The sequence below is a fragment of the Bacteroides togonis genome (assembly GCF_900130135.1).
GTDB lineage: Bacteria > Bacteroidota > Bacteroidia > Bacteroidales > Bacteroidaceae > Bacteroides > Bacteroides pullorum.
Window position 1 is genome coordinate 3,511,190 of sequence record NZ_LT670820.1, and the last position, 20,585, is coordinate 3,531,774.

23 protein-coding genes are annotated in these 20,585 nt (G+C 49.8%); 14 read left to right on the forward strand and 9 right to left on the reverse strand.

The window, feature by feature from the left end; all coding sequences use genetic code 11:
• Positions 1-25 precede the first annotated feature (25 nt).
• Positions 26-1,078 (forward strand): glycosyltransferase, encoded by a 1,053-nt coding sequence (locus BQ8005_RS14715; RefSeq protein ID WP_075318570.1) that lies wholly within the window; start codon positions 26-28, stop codon positions 1,076-1,078.
• Between the two features lie 113 nt (positions 1,079-1,191).
• Here BQ8005_RS14715 and glf read toward each other — a convergent pair whose 3' ends face one another.
• From glf to BQ8005_RS14750, 7 genes are all read right to left on the reverse strand, one after another.
• Positions 1,192-2,328 (reverse strand): UDP-galactopyranose mutase, encoded by a 1,137-nt coding sequence (gene glf, locus BQ8005_RS14720; protein WP_021846906.1) that lies wholly within the window; start codon positions 2,326-2,328, stop codon positions 1,192-1,194.
• Between the two features lie 6 nt (positions 2,329-2,334).
• On the reverse strand, positions 2,335-3,378 hold the full coding sequence (locus tag BQ8005_RS14725) for a hypothetical protein (RefSeq protein WP_159436267.1): 1,044 nt from the start codon (positions 3,376-3,378) through the stop codon (positions 2,335-2,337).
• Positions 3,379-3,431: 53 nt separating this feature from the next.
• Positions 3,432-4,430, reverse strand: a complete 999-nt coding sequence (locus BQ8005_RS14730) for a hypothetical protein (protein ID WP_075318572.1) — start codon at positions 4,428-4,430, stop codon at positions 3,432-3,434.
• Positions 4,431-4,480: 50 nt separating this feature from the next.
• Positions 4,481-5,305, reverse strand: a complete 825-nt coding sequence (locus BQ8005_RS14735) for a glycosyltransferase family 92 protein (protein ID WP_234984062.1) — start codon at positions 5,303-5,305, stop codon at positions 4,481-4,483.
• A 75-nt stretch (positions 5,306-5,380) separates the two neighbouring features.
• Positions 5,381-6,373 (reverse strand): Stealth CR1 domain-containing protein, encoded by a 993-nt coding sequence (locus BQ8005_RS14740; RefSeq protein WP_021846910.1) that lies wholly within the window; start codon positions 6,371-6,373, stop codon positions 5,381-5,383.
• 46 nt (positions 6,374-6,419) lie between these two features.
• The gene (locus tag BQ8005_RS14745; protein WP_021846911.1) at positions 6,420-7,304 is read right to left on the reverse strand and encodes a lysophospholipid acyltransferase family protein; all 885 of its coding nucleotides are present in this window, start codon (positions 7,302-7,304) and stop codon (positions 6,420-6,422) included.
• Positions 7,305-7,430: 126 nt separating this feature from the next.
• The gene (locus tag BQ8005_RS14750) at positions 7,431-7,790 is read right to left on the reverse strand and encodes a translation initiation factor (protein ID WP_075318573.1); all 360 of its coding nucleotides are present in this window, start codon (positions 7,788-7,790) and stop codon (positions 7,431-7,433) included.
• A 160-nt stretch (positions 7,791-7,950) separates the two neighbouring features.
• On the opposite strand from BQ8005_RS14750, the gene BQ8005_RS14755 reads away from it, so the two are divergent.
• From BQ8005_RS14755 to BQ8005_RS14770, 4 genes are read left to right on the forward strand one after another with little or no spacing between them, the layout of a single operon-like run.
• Positions 7,951-8,607: a redox-sensing transcriptional repressor Rex gene (locus BQ8005_RS14755; RefSeq protein ID WP_021846913.1), complete on the forward strand. Its 657-nt coding sequence runs from the start codon at positions 7,951-7,953 to the stop codon at positions 8,605-8,607.
• Complete coding sequence (locus BQ8005_RS14760) at positions 8,607-9,224, forward strand: fumarylacetoacetate hydrolase family protein (protein ID WP_075318574.1); 618 nt, start codon at positions 8,607-8,609, stop codon at positions 9,222-9,224. Before BQ8005_RS14755 ends, BQ8005_RS14760 begins: the two co-directional genes overlap by 1 nt.
• A gap of 55 nt (positions 9,225-9,279) precedes the next feature.
• Entirely contained in the window at positions 9,280-9,759 is a 480-nt protein-coding gene (ispF, locus tag BQ8005_RS14765) for a 2-C-methyl-D-erythritol 2,4-cyclodiphosphate synthase (protein WP_075318575.1), read from the forward strand.
• Between the two features lie 43 nt (positions 9,760-9,802).
• Positions 9,803-10,792 carry a metallophosphoesterase family protein gene (locus BQ8005_RS14770; RefSeq protein WP_075318576.1) on the forward strand — a complete coding sequence of 330 codons (990 nt, stop codon included), beginning with the start codon at positions 9,803-9,805 and terminating at the stop codon, positions 10,790-10,792.
• 4 nt (positions 10,793-10,796) lie between these two features.
• Here BQ8005_RS14770 and BQ8005_RS14775 read toward each other — a convergent pair whose 3' ends face one another.
• On the reverse strand, positions 10,797-11,645 hold the full coding sequence (locus BQ8005_RS14775; protein ID WP_075318577.1) for an exodeoxyribonuclease X C-terminal domain-containing protein: 849 nt from the start codon (positions 11,643-11,645) through the stop codon (positions 10,797-10,799).
• 574 nt (positions 11,646-12,219) lie between these two features.
• Positions 12,220-13,278, reverse strand: a complete 1,059-nt coding sequence (locus BQ8005_RS14785; RefSeq protein ID WP_075318579.1) for a porin — start codon at positions 13,276-13,278, stop codon at positions 12,220-12,222.
• Between the two features lie 52 nt (positions 13,279-13,330).
• Here BQ8005_RS14785 and BQ8005_RS17735 point away from each other — a divergent pair, with 52 nt between their 5' ends.
• From BQ8005_RS17735 to trmB, 9 genes are all read left to right on the forward strand, one after another.
• Positions 13,331-13,546 (forward strand): hypothetical protein, encoded by a 216-nt coding sequence (locus BQ8005_RS17735; RefSeq protein ID WP_234984063.1) that lies wholly within the window; start codon positions 13,331-13,333, stop codon positions 13,544-13,546.
• A 3-nt stretch (positions 13,547-13,549) separates the two neighbouring features.
• A complete protein-coding gene (locus BQ8005_RS14790; RefSeq protein ID WP_234984098.1) occupies positions 13,550-13,930 on the forward strand; it encodes an exonuclease domain-containing protein in 381 nt (126 codons plus the stop codon).
• Between the two features lie 66 nt (positions 13,931-13,996).
• Complete coding sequence (gene mnmA / locus BQ8005_RS14795) at positions 13,997-15,070, forward strand: tRNA 2-thiouridine(34) synthase MnmA (RefSeq protein ID WP_075318580.1); 1,074 nt, start codon at positions 13,997-13,999, stop codon at positions 15,068-15,070.
• 28 nt (positions 15,071-15,098) lie between these two features.
• Positions 15,099-16,463, forward strand: coding sequence for a S8 family peptidase (locus BQ8005_RS14800; protein ID WP_075318581.1), 1,365 nt, complete (start codon positions 15,099-15,101; stop codon positions 16,461-16,463).
• Positions 16,464-16,465: 2 nt separating this feature from the next.
• Positions 16,466-17,707: an exodeoxyribonuclease VII large subunit gene (gene xseA / locus BQ8005_RS14805; RefSeq protein WP_075318582.1), complete on the forward strand. Its 1,242-nt coding sequence runs from the start codon at positions 16,466-16,468 to the stop codon at positions 17,705-17,707.
• A 10-nt stretch (positions 17,708-17,717) separates the two neighbouring features.
• Positions 17,718-17,933: an exodeoxyribonuclease VII small subunit gene (gene xseB / locus BQ8005_RS14810; protein ID WP_021846923.1), complete on the forward strand. Its 216-nt coding sequence runs from the start codon at positions 17,718-17,720 to the stop codon at positions 17,931-17,933.
• A 19-nt stretch (positions 17,934-17,952) separates the two neighbouring features.
• On the forward strand, positions 17,953-19,005 hold the full coding sequence (locus BQ8005_RS14815) for a branched-chain amino acid aminotransferase (RefSeq protein ID WP_262484408.1): 1,053 nt from the start codon (positions 17,953-17,955) through the stop codon (positions 19,003-19,005).
• A complete protein-coding gene (locus BQ8005_RS14820) occupies positions 19,002-19,823 on the forward strand; it encodes an MBL fold metallo-hydrolase (RefSeq protein WP_075318583.1) in 822 nt (273 codons plus the stop codon). Before BQ8005_RS14815 ends, BQ8005_RS14820 begins: the two co-directional genes overlap by 4 nt.
• 3 nt (positions 19,824-19,826) lie before the next feature.
• Complete coding sequence (trmB, locus tag BQ8005_RS14825; protein ID WP_021846926.1) at positions 19,827-20,585, forward strand: tRNA (guanosine(46)-N7)-methyltransferase TrmB; 759 nt, start codon at positions 19,827-19,829, stop codon at positions 20,583-20,585.

Consider the following 20,585-nt stretch of genomic DNA (forward strand, 5'->3'; position numbering starts at 1 on the left):
AAAACAGTCATTTTAATATTGTTGAATGATCTACTATTTATCTAGAGACTATAAGTCCAATCGCATCAATGATGCTGGTAGCAAAGCTCGTTTGGACGTTGAGCAGGTTATGGATCAATTGGGATTTTCCCCAGCAGGGAAACGCCATAGCATCACTAAAAATCGGTTGTTCCATTTTGTACGTACGATCGCCATAGTTGTTCGTATGTTGTTGTACGTCAATAAAGGCGACGTACTGATTTTACAATATCCTACGAAATATTATTCTATTATTTGCCGCTTGGCTCATATGCGTGGAGCAAATGTGATAACATTGCTACACGATTTGATTTGTTTTCGTAACAAACATAGTTCTCCTCAAGAGGAAATATGCCAGTTGAATAAGTCGGATGCAATTATCGGTCACAATCCAGCCTTTTGTAAATGGTTGTGTGATAACGGATTTGTAGGATATAACGGAAAAAAAATTATAGAGCCTCTTCGCATATTTGATTTCTTGTCTAGCTCCCAATCTCCGGACCGGAAAAAAACGTGGCCTTTGCATAAAGTCGTGTATGCCGGGCAATTGGCGCGTCGGAAAAACAATTTCCTATATGAACTGGGAACTTATGTTGAAGGTTATACCTTGAATGTGTATGGCAAGGGATTTGATAAGTCGAGTGCAGAATGTCCGGAAAAGTTTGAGATAAAAGGTTTTATGTTGCCCGATAAGTTGATTGAAAGTGCTGAGGGAGATTTTGGACTTGTGTGGGATGGAGACTCGGTTGACAGCTGCAGTGGGGATTGGGGAGAATATCTGAAGGTCAATACACCTCATAAGATTTCTCTGTATATTCGTTGTGGTTTGCCTGTTATTGTATGGCGCGAGGCTGCAATGGCAGGATTTATAGAGGAAAACGGTGTTGGAATATGCATTGATTCCTTACGTGACATAAAGAAAATCTATGAGTGTTTAACACGGGATGAGTATGAACAGATGTGTGATAATGTGCGTCGTGTAAGTGGTTTGATGTCTGAAGGAGGGTATTTTAGCAGGGCTATATCTAAAGTCGTTTCTCGTGTTACTGATTTAAAATAGAAATGATTTATTAATATTCTTAGGCACGAACGGGGTAGAATTCTATGAATAAATGCAATTGCTATTTATGTTATTCTGAGTTGTTCGTGCCTAAGAGTTTTAAGGAGGTAATTTTATCCTAAGTTGGAACGTGTTAGTAAATTTTCCACGATCTGGTGCATGTCATAATATTTATATTCAGCTAGTCTTCCACCGAAAATAACTTTTTCTTCTTTGTCTGCCAGTTCCTTGTATTGTTGGTATAGACTGTTGTTCCGTTCATCATTTACTGGATAGTAAGGTTCCATTCCATCTTTCCATTCTGTAGAATATTCTTTGGAGATGATAGTTTTAGGGCAGCTATATACGTCTTGGCCGAACATTTCAAAATGTTTGTGTTCGATGATGCGCGTGTAGGGGATTTCCCTATCCGTATAGTTGACGACTGCATTCCCTTGATAGTTAGGCATATCCTGTATTTCTTCTTCAAACCGTACGGTACGATATTCCAATTTGCCAAAACGATAATTATAATATTCATCGATTTTTCCGGTGAAAACAATCTTATTTGCTAATCCTTCCCAGTAAGACCGGTTTGCAAAAAAATCCACTTCTATCTTTGTTTCGATGCCGTCCAATAAACCTTCAATCAGTTTGTTGTATCCACCTATAGGAATGCCTTGGTATTTGTCATTAAAATAATTGTTGTCGAAAACGAGTCTGACAGGCAGACGTTTGATAATGAAGGCTGGAAGTTCCGTACATTTGCGTCCCCATTGTTTCTCTGTATAACCTTTTATCAGCCGTTCATAGATATCTTTCCCTATTAACATCTGTGCCTGCTCTTCCAAATTACGTGGAATCGTCACCCCATCATTTCTCATTCTGGCTGTTACTTCAGCCTTTTGCTCTTCAATTTTTGCTATTGCTTCAGCAGGGGTTGTAACTCCCCACATCTGATAAAAGGTATTCATATTGAAGGGCAGGTTGTATAGTTTGCCTTTATAGTTGGCTATAGGAGAATTGGTATATCGGTTGAATTCAACAATGGAATTGACAAAATCCCATACCTGTTTGTTGCTGGTATGGAAGATGTGTGCGCCATATTTATGTACGTTTATTCCTTCTACGTTTTCACAGTACAGATTACCGCCCAAATGAGAACGCTTGTCTATCACTAGGCAATGTTTACCTTGCTTGGTAGCAAGATGGGCAAAAGTTGCTCCATACAAGCCGGAACCGACAATCAAATAGTCATACTTCTTATCCATCTTTCTTTATTTTATAATAAATGTTTCGGTTTTGTGAATTTGATCATGTACTGTTTTTACTAGCGGTTGCATGCTTTTCTTTATGCATTTTGTTATAGAATCCTTTATCGTACGAGATGACTTGAGGGCAATTGGTTTACGATATGGAGACGGTTGCGACATCAAATGTTTTTCATCTGTGGCTATGTCAGACAGAATATTTTGTATTTCCATATAGTATGGATAGAATAGTTCTTTCTTTCTGGAAGCGATGAAGGCACCATATCGTTCTAGGATTCCTGCTTTGTCGAGAAAATCTCGTTGGGTGAAGAAAGCAAAGTGGGCCATGATGACATCACCATTCCAACAATTACACATGCCATGAGAGGTTGGATACATACACGATAGGAATTCTTCATCATCTCCAGGTACAACTCCTTGTATTTTTTTCATTTCTGCTCCAAACCATAGTATGGCATTAATGGAGAAACGGGTCATACCCATTTCTTGCTTGCCTACATAAAGAAACGGATATTTATCTGTTGATAAATATTTCTCAATGAACCATTCGTGTAATGCTGTTGCAAATTGTCCACTTTTCCATAAAAGAGAATGGGCGGGGGAAGATTTGCAATACTTTTTCAATGTTATTTTATCTCTGATTTGCAGCAGGTAGGTTGATAAAGAGTTGTTGATGACCAAAGGAGTTACTAGAAAGTACTGTGGATTATCTATACGGAAGTCAACCATTTTCTGGATGGCATTAGGTTCCATCCATACAATGTCATCGTCCAGTTTGAAATAAATAGCATTCTCTTGGGTACAATCCCGATAAAAAGCATTAATGGATTTGTTTCCATCTACTATTCCGTCGGGTTGCCAACAGAGATTTATCTTGGAATACTTCTTTGCAAGTATCTTGAAAAATTCGATATCCGCTCCGTTATGGGTGTTGATCCATATATCATATCTGTCAACAATGTCTGATGCTAACACAAATGGTACAAGATACTGCATATATCTTCGACGGCCTGCTGCCGTATTGACAATAATCTTATAATTTCTATACATACACGCTCTGTGGTAATTTTTTTGATGAGGTATTGATTAAGATATTCCCATTTTCAAATGGTAATGCTAGCAAATGGAATTTCGTGTATTTTAGCTGCATATACAGGAAATTCACTTGGATACATATACGAAGTTCCTATTCGATAAATCTTTTGCGCTTCGCTTAATAAATAAAAGTCCAGAAAAGATTTCAAATAAGCTTCATTCGTGTTATCCGAGATGTACTTCTTTTGACCGTCCATGTGGATTAATGTTCCCGGTATGATGTACACACCTTTTATCTGTGAAGCCCTTTGCAGGAATTTCACGCTGTCCGAGGTGACCAATAATGGTTGGTTTGCATATGAGGTTTGTAGTTCTTTAATAGCGTTGAGGCATTTTTCAATAAGATCTTCTGCTTTGTCTTGCTCCTTTATGGGTTGATAGTTGTATTCCTTGAAGTCTCCGAGTAAGTTCTGGAAACGGAATACGGCTGCATAATAATTATTACCCAAATCTTTTTTAATGGTTCGAATTCGCTCTTCTAAAACAGGGCCAGGTTTGAACAATTCGCAAAATAATTCCCCCCAGTTATAATGATTGGCTGGGTTTGTTGCATATGCTTCATTGATGTATGCCAGGCTATCTCTATTGCCATAATAGTGAACTTGCTTTTTTGTCTTCAAATTCAGAAGCCTTTTGGCAAGATATTCTTTCCTCATGTATAGGATCCTGCAATATCGAGGATTATCTGTGTATTCATTTTTTTTGAGTGTCCAGTCGTAAGCAGCCGGAGATAGATAGTCTTCTAGCCGAAAAGGATGCGTGTATTTTATTCTGAACGGTAATCCGCGATATTTGCAGTATGCGTACAGGGTGATGATGCCTTTGAAACGGTCGCACATCCCTCCATGTATGGCTGTTCCGTCTACCATAGCAATGTAGGCGGGATTTTTCGTCGTCAATTTACAAACCGTTTTTGATTTTAATGCTATTTTGTAGGTAAGTACGATTTCTTTGAACAAGTGCTTTAGTTCTAATAATCTGTATTTTCTTCCGTAATATGTAGCCATTTTGAATGCTGTTTGGGGGGGAATGTAATATATGTGTGTGAGAAGAAAGCCTATTCCTCGATGTCGTTCAAGTCATATTGTTCGAAATAACTGAAGTCTCGTAGTGTGTTGATCCGTGCCCGTCCGCGTGCCCGTTTGGCAAGGAATTCTTCGTATGACTTTACTGCATAATGATTGATGCGTATGACATCCTGTTGCGGTTTACGGTCACCAAAGTGTTTTTTGATGGGGATACCATGGGAATCAGCTGGACGTCCCGAAATACGTGCTGCTTCATGACATCCTATCATGGTACAGACACGGCGTGGGTCAGCAATGCTTTTGACGTGGGTATTTAGTCGATGTTCGGGGAGAGAATGCTTGCGAAAACGTTCCATGATGCCTCCAGGTTCACGGGTCTTTGCACCTCCACTGCCATAGACTAACCAATTGATTTCTACGACTGCGAATTCCTCCATGCGATGCAGGAATTCTGGAATTGTTCGATCCTTTATCGGTACGATATATTCGTCAAGGTCAATGACTGCAATCCAGCGTGCTTCCGTCCGATGTCTTTCAAAGCAGTCGTCGTAGGCAGCTAGTTGTTGTTTTCTACCGGGCCAATAACGGTATTCCACTAGTCCGGACTTAATATAAGGTTCAAGTACTTCTTTGGTACAATCTGTACTTTCGTTATCGTAGATATAAAACTTTTCAACACCTTGTTTGTGGTGCCATTCTATCCATTCCTTGAAATAAGGCCCTTCGTTTTTGGCTATAGCACAAACCGTCAGATAATATTGTGGAACAGTGTGGTCATGCTTCATCCGATATTTCAGTCTGATCGCATTGAAAAGTCCATAGCGCAAAAGACCGCGCCATCTGTTTCTAGTCATTTTGTGGGGAATGACCCCCGCTATAATTTCTGCAAGAACTTTATTCATGGCTAATTTATAAAGGATTAGGTCATATTAATGTTCAAAGCTTGACTTTTCCGGTAAAATGTGCTCAAAGGCGTTTCGTATATTCTCCATGACTTGTGCATAGTTTCGAATATGTACATTATCGTTTAGACAGACCAATGAGTATGATTGTTCATAAATAGCTTTTACAGCCTGTTTGGGCCGTATCATGAGGGGGAACATTTTGGTGTCTCTGTAGGTATTGTACGGTTCAAAATTTCCCCGACAGATTTGCCAGGTACGGAAGAGCTCTGGTGTATAGTCAGTCAGAGCACGGAATCGGTTGGCTGATGTCTCGGTCAGTTCTTTGCCGGCGACAGCCCATACTTCTTCAAAAGTGGTTTTCAGATAGGGTTGTGCATTGTGTGGCGTACGGAGGGTGATAAATTTGCTATAGGGTTTCAGAATATAGTTCCAGCGGGCTCTTGAACCATAGCTTTTGTGGAACCATTTATCGTGGAAGCGGTTCATCACCTCTTTCTTGTCAAAATGGCGGTTGATGATTTTCAGATTGTTCTTAATCCTTTTATACCATTGCGACCATGAAGGGTTGTATAGGAAAGTAGCAATGTCGCAGGGCAACCCATTTTTGAAGAAACGTTCCGTTCCAATGGTACTCGTAATGTAAAAGTCATCGTTGAAATAGACAAAGTGTTCTGCCAAGTCGGGTATTTTGTGCAGATACCGTTCGATCACCACAGAATTGTAAGTGGGCAGGAACTCCTCTGGAATATAATCCCTATGGTTCACCAAATGGATTTTGGGGTTGTTCTCATCCAGCCATTCTGGTTTCTGTCCACTAGTCACAAAATGTATCTTGCGCACCCAGGGGGCGAACTTTTCCACTCCACGGAACCAATACTTCAGGAAACCGTAATCGCGAAAACGGGCTTCAGAGACTCCGTTCTTGGTATTGTCCTTATTACCGGAGTATTTCATAAAATCCGCTTGCCATTTTGGATCATTCATGTCAACCCATGTGATGATAAAATCTATATCCATAATTATGAGAACTTTCTGTGAAAACTTTTTAGTCTTGAGGCTCTAATTAATTGTTCGTCTCCAGCTTTTCTGCGTGCTTGAAGCGATTGTGGGTCCACAAGTATAACTCCGGTTGACGCAGAATGGTTTGTTCTAGTCGCTGAAAATAGAGTGTTGTCAGTTCAAAGTCTGGCAGTGATTGGAGATTTTCGTGAAGCTGAGTGAATTCGGCTTCGTAATAACCTCTTTTCTTCCTTTTTACGTCAAGGTAGAAGGCCTCAAATCCGTAATGCTTTGTAATTTTTTCTGTTCCTGTCAACACGGGAGTACTGTGATGTAGGAAAGGCAAGAAGAAACGTGATTCTTGTTTTCTAGGTGATTGATCGGCTATAAATCCAATAATGCAGACTTCGTGGCGATTGGCCAATTCTGTGATGCAACGGGCTGTTTTGTGCATCTCTACACAAGTTCCCCCCATACGTTCTCGAATGTGCATCATCAGTTGTTCCATACTTTTGTTGCGTAACTTATGGTAGATTTGGATACCTGTTGCGCTCTTCTCCAACCACAAGGGCATGGAGGATACCCATTCCCAATTTCCATAGTGGCCAATATAGATAGAAACGGATTTACCTTGTCTCAGCATTGAATTTACAGCTTCTGTATTTGTGAACTGCATTCTTTGTTTTATCTTTTGGGGGGATATGGAAGCTAACTTGCAGCTCTCTAGGGTCATGTCGATAAAAAAGTGATAGAATTTTTTTTCTATCTGCTTGATTTCAGACAAACTTTTTTCAGGAAAAGATTCCGTTAGGTTTTTTCGTACAACCTTACGACGGTAGCGAACAATGTAGTATAACGGATAGAACAAACCGTCTGACAAGATGTAAAGCATACGGAAAGGAATGTATGACAGTAGCTTTAGAAAAAAATGAAGCAAACGGTATATCATAATATATTCATTATTGCTTTAGGGAATTTCCTGAAAATACGTTGCAAATATACAAATAATATACGGAACGGGAAAAACATAGGTGATGGAATGTGCCATTATGGCTATCCTATAGTGTTAGTCCGTTTATCCCACGGGTTTTGTTTGTGTGTACCCTTCTTTTTTCAGTAATTCGATAACCTTTTGTTTGAAGTCGCCTTGTACAATGATTTCACCGTCTTTGGCACTACCACCCACACCGCATTTGCTCTTTAGCATTCGTCCTAGTTCTTTTAGATCATCGTCGGTGCCTACAAAGCCGGTAACGAGGGTCACTACTTTACCCCCACGGTTCTTACGATCGAGTTGTACTCGCAATTTTTGCTGATTGGGAGAGAGGGTTTCAGCCTCTTCTGTATTTCCTGTTTCGTATTGGAAGTTTGGGTTAGTAGAGTAGACCACATTCAAACGGTCCTTCCAATCATTATTTTTGGTGTCTTTTGCCATTATGGGAGTTGATTATAAATTTTGCATCAAAAGTACGCTTTTGAGATGAAACTTCCAATCCGACGTAGAATTTATGTTAAGCTTTTCTGCGCATTTTCTCGGACATTGGAAAAAAAACAGTACTTTTGTCCATTACAATCTGATAAATTTATAGAAAACGATGAGCAGTTTGTTGCAGAATAGAGAGTCCTTGCGGGTGCCGGAGCCGACGTTGCGACGCCTTCCGTGGTATCTTTCTAATGTCAAGTTGCTGAAACAGAAGGGAGAACGTTTTGTCTCCTCAACTCAAATATCTAAAGAAATCAATATCGATGCTTCGCAGATAGCTAAAGATCTTTCGTATGTCAATATTTCGGGACGTACGCGGGTGGGTTATGAGGTAGATACGTTGATTGCCGTGCTGGAAGATTTTCTGGGCTTCACTAATTTGCATAAGGCTTTTCTCTTTGGCGTGGGAAGTCTGGGTGGTGCTTTGCTTCATGATTCAGGTCTGCGTCACTTTGGGCTGGAGATTGTGGCGGCCTTCGATATTAATCCTTCGTTGGTGGGTACGAAACTGAATGGCATTCCCATTTTCCATACCGACGATTTCCGTCAGAAAATGCAGGAGTACGATGTGAATATTGGGGTACTGACTGTGCCCATTGAGATTGCTCAGCAAATAACGGACTACATGGTGGAGGGCGGCATTAAGGCCGTGTGGAACTTTACGCCTTTCCGTATCCGTGTGCCAGAGTCTATTGTCGTGCAGAATACTTCGCTTTATGCTCATTTGGCGGTAATGTTCAACCGCCTTAACTTTAACGAAATCAAGTAATGAAGATTATAGCAGTAGGAATGAACTATGCCCTGCACAATCGTGAACTAGGGCATGAACAGGAAAACAAGGAGCCTGTGATTTTTCTGAAGCCCGACTCGGCTATCCTGAAGGATGGCAAACCTTTTTTCCTTCCTGATTTTTCGAACGAAGTGCATTATGAAACCGAAGTGGTAGTTCGCATCTGTCGCTTGGGCAAGTGTATCGCGCCGCGTTTCGCTCATCGTTATTATGATGCTGTGACGGTGGGCATCGATTTTACAGCTCGCGACATGCAGCGCCGTTTCCGCGAGGTGGGTAATCCATGGGAACTTTGCAAGGGGTTCGATGGTTCGGCTGCTATTGGTAATTTTGTACCGTTGGCTGAGGTTGGAGGCGATGTGCAACGGTTGAACTTTCATCTCGATATAGATGGAAAAACTGTGCAACAAGGATGTACTGCCGATATGTTGTTCTGTGTGGACGACATTATTGCTTACGTCAGTCGTTTTATGACCTTGAAGATTGGCGACCTGCTCTATACTGGCACGCCCGTAGGAGTGGGCCCCGTGAGCATAGGGCAACATTTGGAGGGCTACCTGGGCAACGATAAACTGCTTGACTTCCATATCCGATAGACTACCCTGCAGGGGTACTGATGAATTTTCAATTATCAATTCTTCATTCTTAATTATGAAAATACGTGTAGGTTTTGGCTTTGATGTTCACCAGTTGGTGGAGGGCCGTGAATTGTGGTTGGGCGGTATTCGCTTGGAACACGAGAAAGGACTTTTGGGGCATAGCGATGCTGACGTGCTGATACATGCCATTTGTGATGCCCTGTTGGGAGCCGCTAATATGCGCGACATTGGCTATCATTTCCCTGATACGGCAGGTGAGTTCAAGAATATTGATAGTAAAGTTCTGCTGAAGAAAACCGTGGAGCTGATTGCTACAAAGGGTTATAAGGTAGGCAGCATTGACGCCACCGTTTGTGCAGAGCGGCCTAAGCTAAAAGCACGTATTCCTGAGATGCAGCAGACTTTGGCTTGCGTGATGGGGGTGGATGCGGACGATGTTTCTATCAAAGCTACTACGACCGAGAAGCTGGGTTTTACTGGTCGTGAGGAAGGTATATCGGCTTATGCGACAGTACTGGTAGAAAAACTCTAAGTGCTGGGATTCTATTATTCATAATCTTATATTTTAAATCTCTATGAAACGTGTTTTGTTTTTTCTGTTTCTGATGGGCGTAGGACTTGTTTCCTTGTATGCCCAAAAATCAGCCTTGAAGTTCAATGAGGCGGGTGAGTTCAAGATTGTTCAGTTTACCGACGTTCACTTCAAGTATGGCAATCCAGCTTCGGACATTGCGTTGGAACGTATTGATGAAGTGCTGAAGGCCGAGCGTCCCGACCTGGTTGTATTGACAGGTGATGTGATTTATGCCAAGCCGGCCGACAAGGGAATGCGTACGGTGCTCGAACGGGTAGCGGCCCACAACGTGCCGTTTGTCGTAACGTTCGGAAACCATGACGACGAGCAGGGCATGACCCGCACACAGCTGTATGACATTATCCGCTCCGTACCCGGCTGTCTGATGCCCGACCGTGGAGAGCAGGCTTCACCTGATTATACCTTGACGGTGCAGTCGTCCGACGGCAAGGGAAGCCATGCGGCCGCACTCTATTTCTTCGACTCCCATTCCTATTCCAAATTGAAGGATGTGAAGGGATACGACTGGCTGACGTTCGACCAGGTGGAGAACTACCGCCGCCAGAGCGCTGCGTTTACGGAGGCCAACGGGGGCCAACCGCTGCCTGCCCTGTCTTTCTTCCACATTCCGCTGCCCGAATACAACCAGGCTGCCTCCAGCGAAGGAGCTATCCTGATAGGTACACGCATGGAAAAAGCCTGTGCACCTGCCCTGAATACGGGTATGTTCACTGCCATGAAAGAAGCGGGCGATGTGATGGGTGTCTTCGTGGGCCACGACCATGACAACGACTATGCTGTGATGTGGCACGGCATCCTGCTGGCCTACGGACGCTATACGGGCGGAAATACCGTCTACAACCACCTGCCCAACGGTGCCCGTGTCATCGTGCTGAAGGAAGGCCAGCGTACGTTTGATACATGGATTGACCTGGCCGGCGGCCAGCAGGTGAACCGTTCGACCTATCCTGACAGCTTCCTGAAGAAATAATCGTTCATTGAAGCCTGACGTAATGCAGCCTCGTGCAAGGTGTAGCTCCCACCATATAGGTGCGGGCCACCCGTGCCGAGGCTATTCTGATGGTCTCGCCGACCTGATAGGCGTGCTCGGTGGCAGGTAGCGTGCAAGAGTAGCGGCTGGCCGTGCGGGTGTTGACGGTCAGCGCGACGCTGTTGCCCGACGCGTCCTTCAGCCGGAGCTGCTGGCGTACGTAGAAGAAGGCCGTGCCGTTGCGCACCCGTGTCTTGTAGGGATTGTCTTCCACGCGCACGGCGGTGACCCTCAGCGTCAGGTTTTCCAGTCTGTCGCCTTCCTTGCCCAAGAAAGTGCCGGTGGGCTTTTGGTGCATCTTGCGGCGCTGGATGTCCAGGTAGGCGGAGTGGTAGATGCGGGCGATGAGCACGAAGCGGGCCTGCTTGGGGATGCGCGGTTCGAACTTGTAAGCTATCCAGCCCAGGTAGGCAGGGTCGATGTTCAGTATCTCGTGCAGGAAGTGGCCACGGTATTTGCCGAAGGGGATAAGGTCGTCGCCCCTGCTCTGCATGCGCTTGGCGTTGTATTCCGTCAGATACAGGCTGCGGGTGGAGTAGAAACAGAGGGTGCTGGCCATGCGCAGGGCTTCGTGGACGTCAGTCGAGAGGTCGCAGAGGTAGAAGATGGACTGACGGCTGGGTAGGGGAGAGTAGACCCATAGGGTGTACTGCGGTTTTCCCTCGCGCGGAAGCACGACCAGATAGGCTCCGGCCTCCTTATAGGAGACTCTGCCCCGATTGTACAGGTTTAGTTTCTGGTACAGCAGGGCCTGTTCGCTGTCCGATAGATTCGGTAGTTTAGGTTGGGCCATAAGCTGTTTTTCTTTCGTCCAAGATACGGTTTTTTTCTGAAAAAAGCAAGCCGTCGGGCGGAAAATTGAGGGAAGGCTAGGGAAAAAGTGACGTTTCGGTAAAGTACAAAGTGTCGCAGATTATATCTGAATATCGACAAAAAGAAGTCCGATGGCCTTTTTTGCTGACAGGTGCCTTTTGTAAAAAGGTTGAATGGAGAGAAAAACAGGACTGAATACGTCTTCTCAGTGGGGCGGAAGCTTGTCTACGGGCATCCGATTGTCTGTTTTGGGGCGGCGGAAAGTATGTTTTCGGATGGAAAAAGCAATGTTTTCTGTAGGAAAAGTGTATGTTTTCTGCTCCTAAAGTGCCACTTTACGCTGCTGAAGTTCATAGTTACGCCGCCAAAGTGCCACTTTTCTGTTGTTTTCGTCTCTGGCGGCGGTCGTTTTCTTCTATTTCAAATGTAAAGACTTTGCTATCCTTCTGATGGATAGCTTGATACGGAAAAACACTTCGTTCTTTGGCGACGGCCTTGCCTTTGGGCGGAAATACGCGATTCTCAGGCGGTCGGGAAATCAATGTGTCATTTCGTCAGAAGCGGACCATCAGCTCCAGTACCACCTTGTCCTGCTCCGATTCCTTGGCGATGCTGCCTTCGGGGTAGAAGTATTTCTCGTAGTTCAGGCGGATGTCCGTGCGGAAGGCCTTGCTGAGGCTGAAAGTGATTCCGCCCGTCAGTCGGTGGCGCTTGTAGTCGGTAATGGTCAGGGCACCCGTGGCTTCGTCGCGGGTCTTGGCGTCGTTTTGGTCGGTCATCATGTCGTAGCGGGCCAGGAAAGACATCTTCTGGAAGACTTTCTTCAGAGGCTGGTCGTAGTTGATGAAGGCGTCGACGGAGTGTACGTCCTTGAAAGCGTTGTCCGAATACTGCTTGTAGAGGTATTCGCCTTCGATGTGGAAGCGGCCTGCCTCATAGTAGGTGCCGATGTCGTAGGAGCGCATCCATACGTCTTCGGGCTTGATGCCCTGCACACTCAGGGTGAGGTTCAGTCCTTCGGTGGGCAGGACGACGGCCTTGGCAGAGTAGTTCACCTCCTTGTGCCACACCTTCTGGTTGGTCAGTCCTGTGCCGTTGTAGAGTCCTCCTTCCAGTTTGACGGGCAGGGTGGTAGGCAGTTCGTAGCCCAGGGTAAGGCCCACGTCGCGCACGTTACCCACCTGCTTGGCGATGAACGAGCGGTTGGCAAAGTATTGCTGGTGGGGTGAGCGGTGGGCGTCGATGGTGAAGGGGACGCGCATCTGTCCGGCCGTCACCGTCAGTCCCTTGGCGGGGAAGATGCGGGCATAGGCATCGAGCATTTTGATCTGTCCTTCGTCCGAGAGGTCAATTTCCGCCTTGTAGGCCACGATGGGCAGGATGTTGCCCGTCAGGCTGACGCGTGCGTTGCGCACCTCGAAGCGGCCGGCTCCCATGCCCGTCTGGTATTCGTACTTGGCACGGATGGTTCCGTTCACTTTGGGCAGGTAGTCTTTGGTTTCCAGCTTTTCCTTGTCGATTTTCTTCCCGTCTTCATCGTTTCCCGCGCTTTGGGCGGAGAGGGTGGACGCGGCCATCAGGACGGCCGCCAGCAGGAGGATTGTTTTTTTCATTTTGATCGTTTGATTGTTTTTTCATTGATTTTCGGGGGCAAAGCTCGGAAATATGTGTTATGAAGATGTGTCATACATGTTTCGTTTGTGTTACAGCGATGAAAGTGCGGATATTTTTCTTATTTTTGTCCAAAATAAGAAAGAGGAGGAAATGCTGATGAAGGACTTTGCGGCCATCGATTTCGAGACGGCCAACGGCGAGCGCAGCAGCGTATGTAGCGTGGGCATCGTCATTGTGAAGGACGGAGTGGTCAGGGAGAAAATCTAGCGACTGATACGTCCCTTTCCCAACTATTACAGCTACTGGAATACGCAGGTGCACGGGCTGACGCGGCAGGACACCGACCGTGCGCCTGAGTTCCCCACTGTCTGGCAAGAGGTGGCTCCGCGGCTGGAGGGACTTCCGCTGGTGGCCCACAACAGCCCCTTCGACGAGGGGTGCCTGCGGGCGGCCTTTAAGGCTTTCGGTATGGGCTATCCTGACTATGCCTTCTATTGCACGTGTCGTGCCTCTCGACGTACCTTCGGCAAGCAGCTGCCCAACCACCAGCTTCAGACGGTGGCCGCCCGATGCGGCTACGACCTGACGCGCCACCACCATGCCCTGGCCGACGCCGAGGCTTGCGCCTGCATCGCTTTGGCCATTTTGTAGGCGGGGAGTGCGGAAGAATGGGCAAAAAACAGTACCTTTGTCTTTCCATAATAGAACCAACAATTTATGAACGGACCTGAAAAGAGAGTTTTGGTGGGCATGAGCGGCGGCATAGACAGCACCGCCACGTGCCTGATGCTGCGCGAGCAGGGCTACGAGATTGTGGGGCTCACCATGTGGGTGTGGGGCGACGAGCCGGTGGAGGCACGCCGCCTGGCCGAGAGCATGGGCATCGAGCACCACGTGCCCGACGAGCGCGAGGGCTTCCGCCGCACCATCGTACAATATTTCATCGACGAATACCGCGCGGGACGCACGCCCAACCCCTGTGTGATGTGCAACCCGCTGTTCAAGTTCCGCATCCTGACGGAGTGGGCCGACCGCCTGGGTTGTGCCTACATCGCCACGGGCCACTATACGCGGCTGGAGGACAGGAACGGCAAACGCTACATCGTGGCAGGCGACGACGACAAGAAGGATCAGTCGTACTTCCTGTGGCGGCTGGGGCAGGACGTGCTGCGCCGCTGCCTCTTCCCCCTGGGCGAATACACCAAGCTGAAGGTGCGCGACTACCTGCGCGACAAGGGCTACACGCTGAAGGCCGACGAGGGCGAGAGCATGGAGGTGTGCTTCATCAAGGGCGACTACCGCGACTTCCTGCGCGAGCACAGCCCCGAGATAGATACGGAGGTGGGCAAGGGATGGTTTGTGAACGCCGAGGGCGTGAAGCTGGGCGAGCACAAGGGCTTCCCGTACTACACCATCGGGCAACGCAAGGGGCTGGAGATAGCCTTGGGCAAGCCGGCCTACGTACTGAAAATCAATCCGCAGAAGAACACCGTGATGCTGGGTGACGCCGAGCAGCTGAAGACACGCTACATGCTGGCCGAGCAGGACTGCCTGACGGACGAGGCGGAGGTGTTCGGAAGCGACTGCCTGACGGTGCGCATACGCTACCGCAGCCGTCCCATTCCCTGCACGGTGAGCCGCCTGGAGGACGGACGCCTGTTGGTGCACTTCCTTGAAGAGGCATCGGCCATCGCACCCGGCCAGTCGGCGGTGTTCTACATCGGCCGTCGCGTGGTGGGCGGAGCGTTCATCGCTTCGCAACGGGGAATTGGAATGTTTGTTGAGAATTGAAAATGGATAATGGAAAATTGGAAATGATATGAAACGAATGATTGGGTTATTGGTTGGCATCCTGACCGTCCTGTCGGCGGGTGCACAACAGGACACGCTGAAGTATCGCATCTGCCTGAAGGACAAGGCGGCTACGGAGTACTCCTTGCAGCGTCCTGAGGAATTTCTGTCCGCGAAGGCTTTGGAGCGCCGCCACCGCCAGGGATTGGAGGTGGACTCTACCGACCTGCCTGTGTGTCGAAGCTATGTGGACGAGATACGGCGGCAGGGAGTGAACATCGTGGTGACGGGCAAATGGGAGAACTTCGTGACGGTGTCGTGCAACGACTCGTCGGCCATCGGCCGCATTGCTGCCCTGCCTTTCGTGCGCTCTGCCGAACGGGTGTGGATGCGTCCTGCCAAGGAGGTGGTGACGCCCCAACGCGACTCGCTGGTGAACCGCCCCGAGAAACATCCTGAGAGCTACTACGGTGCAGGCGCCGCACAGATACAGCTGAGCCGCGGCGACAAGCTGCACGAGGCGGGCTTCCGCGGGCAGGGGATGACCATTGCCGTCATCGATGCGGGTTATCACAACGCCGACCGCATCACGGCCTTCGACATGAACCGCGTGCTGGGCGTGAAGGACTTCGTCAATCCCCGTGCCGATATCTTTGCCGAGCAGAGCCACGGCATGGCCGTGTGGTCGTGCATGGGGCTGAACCGTCCGAAGGTGATGGTGGGCACCGCTCCCGAGGCTTCCTACTGGTTGCTGCGCAGCGAGGACGACTACTCCGAGAACCTGGTGGAGCAGGACTACTGGTCGGCCGCCGTCGAGTTTGCCGACAGCGTGGGCGTGGACGTCATCAACACCTCGCTGGGCTACTATGAATTCGACGACAAGCAGAAAAACTATGAATACCGCCAGCTGGACGGCTGTTACGCACTGATGTCGCGCCAGGCTTCGCATGTGGCCGACAAGGGTATGGTGCTGGTATGCAGCGCGGGCAATGCGGGAGCCGGTCCGTGGAAGAAAATCACTCCTCCGGGCGATGCCGACAACGTGCTGACCGTGGGAGCGGTGGGCAAGAATGGCGTGCTGGCTTCTTTCTCGTCCATCGGTAATACGGCGGACGGCCGCATCAAGCCCGACGTGGTGGCCGTGGGCTACAAGGCCGACGTGATGGGTACCGACGGTAATCTGCGCCAGGCCAACGGTACTTCGTTCGCCTCGCCCATTATGTGTGGCATGGTGGCTTGTCTGTGGCAGGCCTGCCCCAAGCTGACGGCCAAAGAGGTGATTGAACTGGTACGCCGTTCGGGCGACCGCGCCGCTTATCCTGACAATATTTATGGTTATGGCGTGCCCGACCTTTGGAAGGCTTATCAGGAATATCTGTCCCAATCCCGCTGACCATGGACGCTTTATCCCTATACGACCTTAACGCCCTGGTGCGTCGCTGCCTGGAGCAGTGTCTGCCCGATGAGTATTGGGTACAGGCCGAGCTGAGCGAGGTGCGCATGCATCCTGCTACGGGTCATTGCTACGTGGAGTTCGTGCAGAAGGATCCGCGGGGCAACAACCTCGTGGCCAAGGCGCGTGGCGTTATCTGGAGCAACGTCTTCCGCCTGCTCCGTCCTTACTTCGAGGAGAGCACGGGGCAGGCTTTCGAGGCGGGCATCAAGGTGCTGGTGCAGGTCAGCGTCTCTTTCCACGAACTCTACGGCTTCAACCTGACCGTGCATGACATCGATCCCACCTATACGCTGGGCGACATGGCGCGCCGCCGCCGCGAGATACTGAAGCAGCTCGAGGACGAGGGCGTGCTGACGCTGAACAAGGAGCTGTTCATGCCCGTGCTGCCCCGGCGGGTGGCTGTCATCTCTTCGCCCACGGCGGCGGGTTATGGCGACTTTCGTCATCAGCTGGAGCACAATCCGCGTGGCTATGCCTTTCAGGTGACCCTCTTTGCCGCCGCCATGCAGGGCGACCGTGTGGAGGCATCCATCCTCGAGGCGCTGGATGCCATCAACAGCCGGGTGGAGCAGTTCGATGTGGTGGTCATCATCCGTGGCGGAGGCGCCACGTCCGACCTTTCGTGCTTCGACACCTACCTGCTGGCCGCCGCCTGTGCCCAGTTTCCCCTGCCCATCATCACCGGCATCGGGCACGAACGCGACGACACCGTGCTCGACTCCGTGGCCCACGTTCGTGTGAAGACCCCGACCGCCGCCGCCGAATACCTCATCGTCCGTATGGATGAGGCTGCCGACCGCCTGAACGACTTGGTTGTCCGTCTGCACGAAGGTGTGACCGCCCGCCTGGAGCAGGAGCGCCGGCGTCTGTACCAATGCCGCAACCGCATCCCCGCGTCGGCCGTCCGCCGCGTGTCGTCCGCCCAGCTGGAGCTGCTCACTGCCCACAAAAACCTGCACCGCTCCGTGGAGACTCTGCTGGCACGCCACCGCCATCGGCTGGAGCTGCTCCGCCAACGCCTGGCCGACGCTTCGCCCGAGAAACTCCTGGCCCGTGGCTACAGCCTGACGCTGAAGGACGGGCGTGCCGTGAAGGACGCCTCCCGGCTGCACGAGGGCGACGTGCTGGTGACGCAGGTTCATAAGGGAACACTTACTTCCATTGTAAAAAACATCAAATAGCAATCAAGATATGCCCGTACCCAAGAAAAAAGAAACCTATTCGCAGGCTATGGCCCGCTTGGAAAAGATTGTCAACCAGATTGACAACAACGAACTGGAGATAGACCAGCTGGCCGAAAAAATCAAGGAAGCCAACGAAATCATCGCCTTCTGCGAGAGCAAACTGACGAAAGCCGACCGGGAAATCGAAAAAATACTGGCCGAAAAGCAAGAAAGTGAAGAATAAAGAGTATTTTTGTTGCAAGTTGTACTATAGGAATACTCAAAATACAAAAGATATGAAAGAAATTGATTGGTCAAATCTGTCCTTCGGATACATGAAGACAGACTACAACGTGAGAATTTACCATCGTAACGGTCAGTGGGGCGAGCTGGAAGTATGCAGCGAGGAAACCATCCCCATGCACATGGCAGCTACCTGTCTGCACTACGGACAAGAAGCCTTCGAGGGCCTGAAGGCCTTCAAGGGCAAGGACGGCAAGGTGCGCATCTTCCGCCTGGAGGAGAACGCCGCCCGCCTGCAATCCACCTGCCGCGGCATCCTGATGCCCGAACTCTCGACCGAACGTTTCCGTGAGGCTGTGCTCAAGGTCGTGAAGCTGAACGAACGCTTCATCCCGCCCTACGAGAGCGGCGCGTCGCTCTATATCCGTCCGCTGCTGGTGGGTACCGGCGCACAGGTAGGCGTGAAACCCGCCAATGAGTACCTGTTCCTGATCTTCGTCACGCCCGTAGGCCCGTACTTCAAGGGCGGATTTGCCACCACTCCCTACGTCATCACGCGCAAGTACGACCGTGCGGCTCCACTCGGTACCGGTACGTTCAAGGTGGGCGGTAACTATGCAGCCAGCCTCCGTGCCAGCAAGGAAGCCCACGAGGGCGGCTACTCTGCCGAGTTCTACCTCGATGCCAAGGAGAAGAAATACATGGACGAATGTGGTGCCGCCAACTTCTTCGGCATCAAGAACAACACCTACATCACGCCGCTGTCCACCTCCATCCTGCCCAGCATCACCAACAAGAGCCTGATGCAGCTGGCTGAGGACATGGGCCTGAAGGTAGAACGCCGTCCCATCCCCGAAGAAGAGCTGGCTACGTTTGAGGAAGCCGGTGCCTGCGGTACGGCTGCTGTCATCAGTCCCATCCAGCGCATCGATGACCCCGAGAACAACCGTTCCTATGTTATCTCGAAGGACGGCAAGCCGGGTGAAATCAGCTCCAAGCTCTATCACAAGCTGCGCGCCATTCAGTATGGCGACGAGCCCGACGTACACGGCTGGGTAACCATCGTAGAATGACAGGCGTGAACGGAGACATCCAGATAACGACCCTCGTCGAGAACGTTGTTTACGGCAAGGGATTGCAGGGAGAGCACGGGCTTTCCCTGCTTGTTGAGGTAAGGGACCGCAAGGTACTGTTCGATACGGGAGCATCCGACCTTTTCATCCGCAACGCGCGGCTGATGGGCATCGACCTGCGCGAGGTGGATTACCTGGTCCTTTCGCACGGACATCGTGACCATACGGGCGGCCTGCACCATTTCTTGCAGCTGAACGAACGCGCCGCGGTGGTGTGCAAGCGCGAAGCCTTGCGTCCAAAGTTCAAGGACGAGCGCGAGAACGGCCTGATGCACCCCGATACCCTCGACATCGCCCGCTTCCGCTTTGTGGACGATACGGAGGAACTCCTGCCGGGTGTTTTCGTCTTTCCTCGTCTGCCTATAGCTGACGAGGAAGATACCCACTTCGACCGTTTCTACACGCTGATCGACGGAGAACGGCACCCCGACAGTTTCGACGACGAACTGGCGCTGGTGTTGAAGCGCGGACGCGACGTGACCGTGCTGAGTGCCTGCTCGCACCGCGGCATCACCAACATCCTTCGTACGGTGCTGGATACCTTCCCCAACGCCAATCTGAGGCTGGTATTGGGCGGCTTCCACATCCGCACGTGTGGGGCCGGGAAGAACGAAGTGATAGCCCGCTACCTGGCCGATCACCTGCCGCAACGGCTGGGCGTATGCCATTGTACGGGCATCGACCAATATGCATTGTTTCATCAAATCTTCGCCGGCCGGCTGTTCTATAACTACACCGGTTGGGTGGAGACTTTCTAAATTATGGGAAAAGGAAAATTAGCCAAGTTTGCAGATATGCGGGATTACCCGCACGTGTTTGAATACCCCTATTCGGTTGTGGACGATGTACCCTTCGACATGAAGGGCCACTGGGGCGAGAGGTTCTTCAAGAACGACCGTCCTATCGTGCTCGAACTGGGTTGTGGCCGCGGCGAATACACCGTAGGTCTGGGCCGCCTCTTCCCCGAGAAGAACTTCATCGGGGTGGACATCAAGGGCGCGCGCATGTGGACGGGGGCCACCGAATCGCTCCAGGCAGGCATGACCAACGTTGCCTTCCTGCGTACCCAGATTGAGATCATCGACCGCTTCTTCGCACCGGGCGAGGTGAGCGAGATATGGCTCACCTTCTCCGACCCGCAGATGAAGAAGGCCACCAAGCGCCTGACGTCTACCTACTTCATGGAACGCTACCGCCGATTTCTCGTGGATGGCGGACTGGTGCACCTCAAGACGGACAGCAACTTCATGTTCACCTACACCCGGTATATGGTGGAGCACAACCACCTGCCCGTTGAAGTGATGACCGAAGACCTTTACCACTCTGGCCTGGCCGACGAGATACTCGGCATCCGCACTTATTACGAACAGCAATGGCTGGACCGCGGGCTCAACATCAAATACCTCCGCTTCCGCCTGCCGCATGAAGGCACTCTTACGGAGCCCGACGTGGAAATCGAACTGGACGATTACCGGAGCTACAACCGCAGCAAGCGGAGCGGACTTCAGACAAGCAAATAA

What these genes read in the sequence shown, in the direction of transcription:
- ispF (WP_075318575.1), top strand. Translation starts at nt 9,280, where the DNA reads ATGAAAATACGTGTAGGTTTTGGCTTTGATGTTCACCAGTTGGTGGAG.
- trmB (WP_021846926.1), top strand. Translation starts at nt 19,827, where the DNA reads ATGGGAAAAGGAAAATTAGCCAAGTTTGCAGATATGCGGGATTACCCG.
- BQ8005_RS14750 (WP_075318573.1), bottom strand. Translation starts at nt 7,790, where the DNA reads ATGGCAAAAGACACCAAAAATAATGATTGGAAGGACCGTTTGAATGTG.
- xseA (WP_075318582.1), top strand. Translation starts at nt 16,466, where the DNA reads ATGGACGCTTTATCCCTATACGACCTTAACGCCCTGGTGCGTCGCTGC.
- BQ8005_RS17735 (WP_234984063.1), top strand. Translation starts at nt 13,331, where the DNA reads ATGTGTTATGAAGATGTGTCATACATGTTTCGTTTGTGTTACAGCGAT.
- BQ8005_RS14725 (WP_159436267.1), bottom strand. Translation starts at nt 3,378, where the DNA reads ATGTATAGAAATTATAAGATTATTGTCAATACGGCAGCAGGCCGTCGA.
- BQ8005_RS14820 (WP_075318583.1), top strand. Translation starts at nt 19,002, where the DNA reads ATGACAGGCGTGAACGGAGACATCCAGATAACGACCCTCGTCGAGAAC.
- BQ8005_RS14715 (WP_075318570.1), top strand. Translation starts at nt 26, where the DNA reads ATGATCTACTATTTATCTAGAGACTATAAGTCCAATCGCATCAATGAT.
- xseB (WP_021846923.1), top strand. Translation starts at nt 17,718, where the DNA reads ATGCCCGTACCCAAGAAAAAAGAAACCTATTCGCAGGCTATGGCCCGC.
- glf (WP_021846906.1), bottom strand. Translation starts at nt 2,328, where the DNA reads ATGGATAAGAAGTATGACTATTTGATTGTCGGTTCCGGCTTGTATGGA.
- BQ8005_RS14730 (WP_075318572.1), bottom strand. Translation starts at nt 4,430, where the DNA reads ATGGCTACATATTACGGAAGAAAATACAGATTATTAGAACTAAAGCAC.
- mnmA (WP_075318580.1), top strand. Translation starts at nt 13,997, where the DNA reads ATGAACGGACCTGAAAAGAGAGTTTTGGTGGGCATGAGCGGCGGCATA.
- BQ8005_RS14785 (WP_075318579.1), bottom strand. Translation starts at nt 13,278, where the DNA reads ATGAAAAAAACAATCCTCCTGCTGGCGGCCGTCCTGATGGCCGCGTCC.
- BQ8005_RS14770 (WP_075318576.1), top strand. Translation starts at nt 9,803, where the DNA reads ATGAAACGTGTTTTGTTTTTTCTGTTTCTGATGGGCGTAGGACTTGTT.
- BQ8005_RS14745 (WP_021846911.1), bottom strand. Translation starts at nt 7,304, where the DNA reads ATGATATACCGTTTGCTTCATTTTTTTCTAAAGCTACTGTCATACATT.
- BQ8005_RS14740 (WP_021846910.1), bottom strand. Translation starts at nt 6,373, where the DNA reads ATGGATATAGATTTTATCATCACATGGGTTGACATGAATGATCCAAAA.
- BQ8005_RS14800 (WP_075318581.1), top strand. Translation starts at nt 15,099, where the DNA reads ATGAAACGAATGATTGGGTTATTGGTTGGCATCCTGACCGTCCTGTCG.
- BQ8005_RS14775 (WP_075318577.1), bottom strand. Translation starts at nt 11,645, where the DNA reads ATGGCCCAACCTAAACTACCGAATCTATCGGACAGCGAACAGGCCCTG.
- BQ8005_RS14755 (WP_021846913.1), top strand. Translation starts at nt 7,951, where the DNA reads ATGAGCAGTTTGTTGCAGAATAGAGAGTCCTTGCGGGTGCCGGAGCCG.
- BQ8005_RS14760 (WP_075318574.1), top strand. Translation starts at nt 8,607, where the DNA reads ATGAAGATTATAGCAGTAGGAATGAACTATGCCCTGCACAATCGTGAA.
- BQ8005_RS14735 (WP_234984062.1), bottom strand. Translation starts at nt 5,305, where the DNA reads ATGACTAGAAACAGATGGCGCGGTCTTTTGCGCTATGGACTTTTCAAT.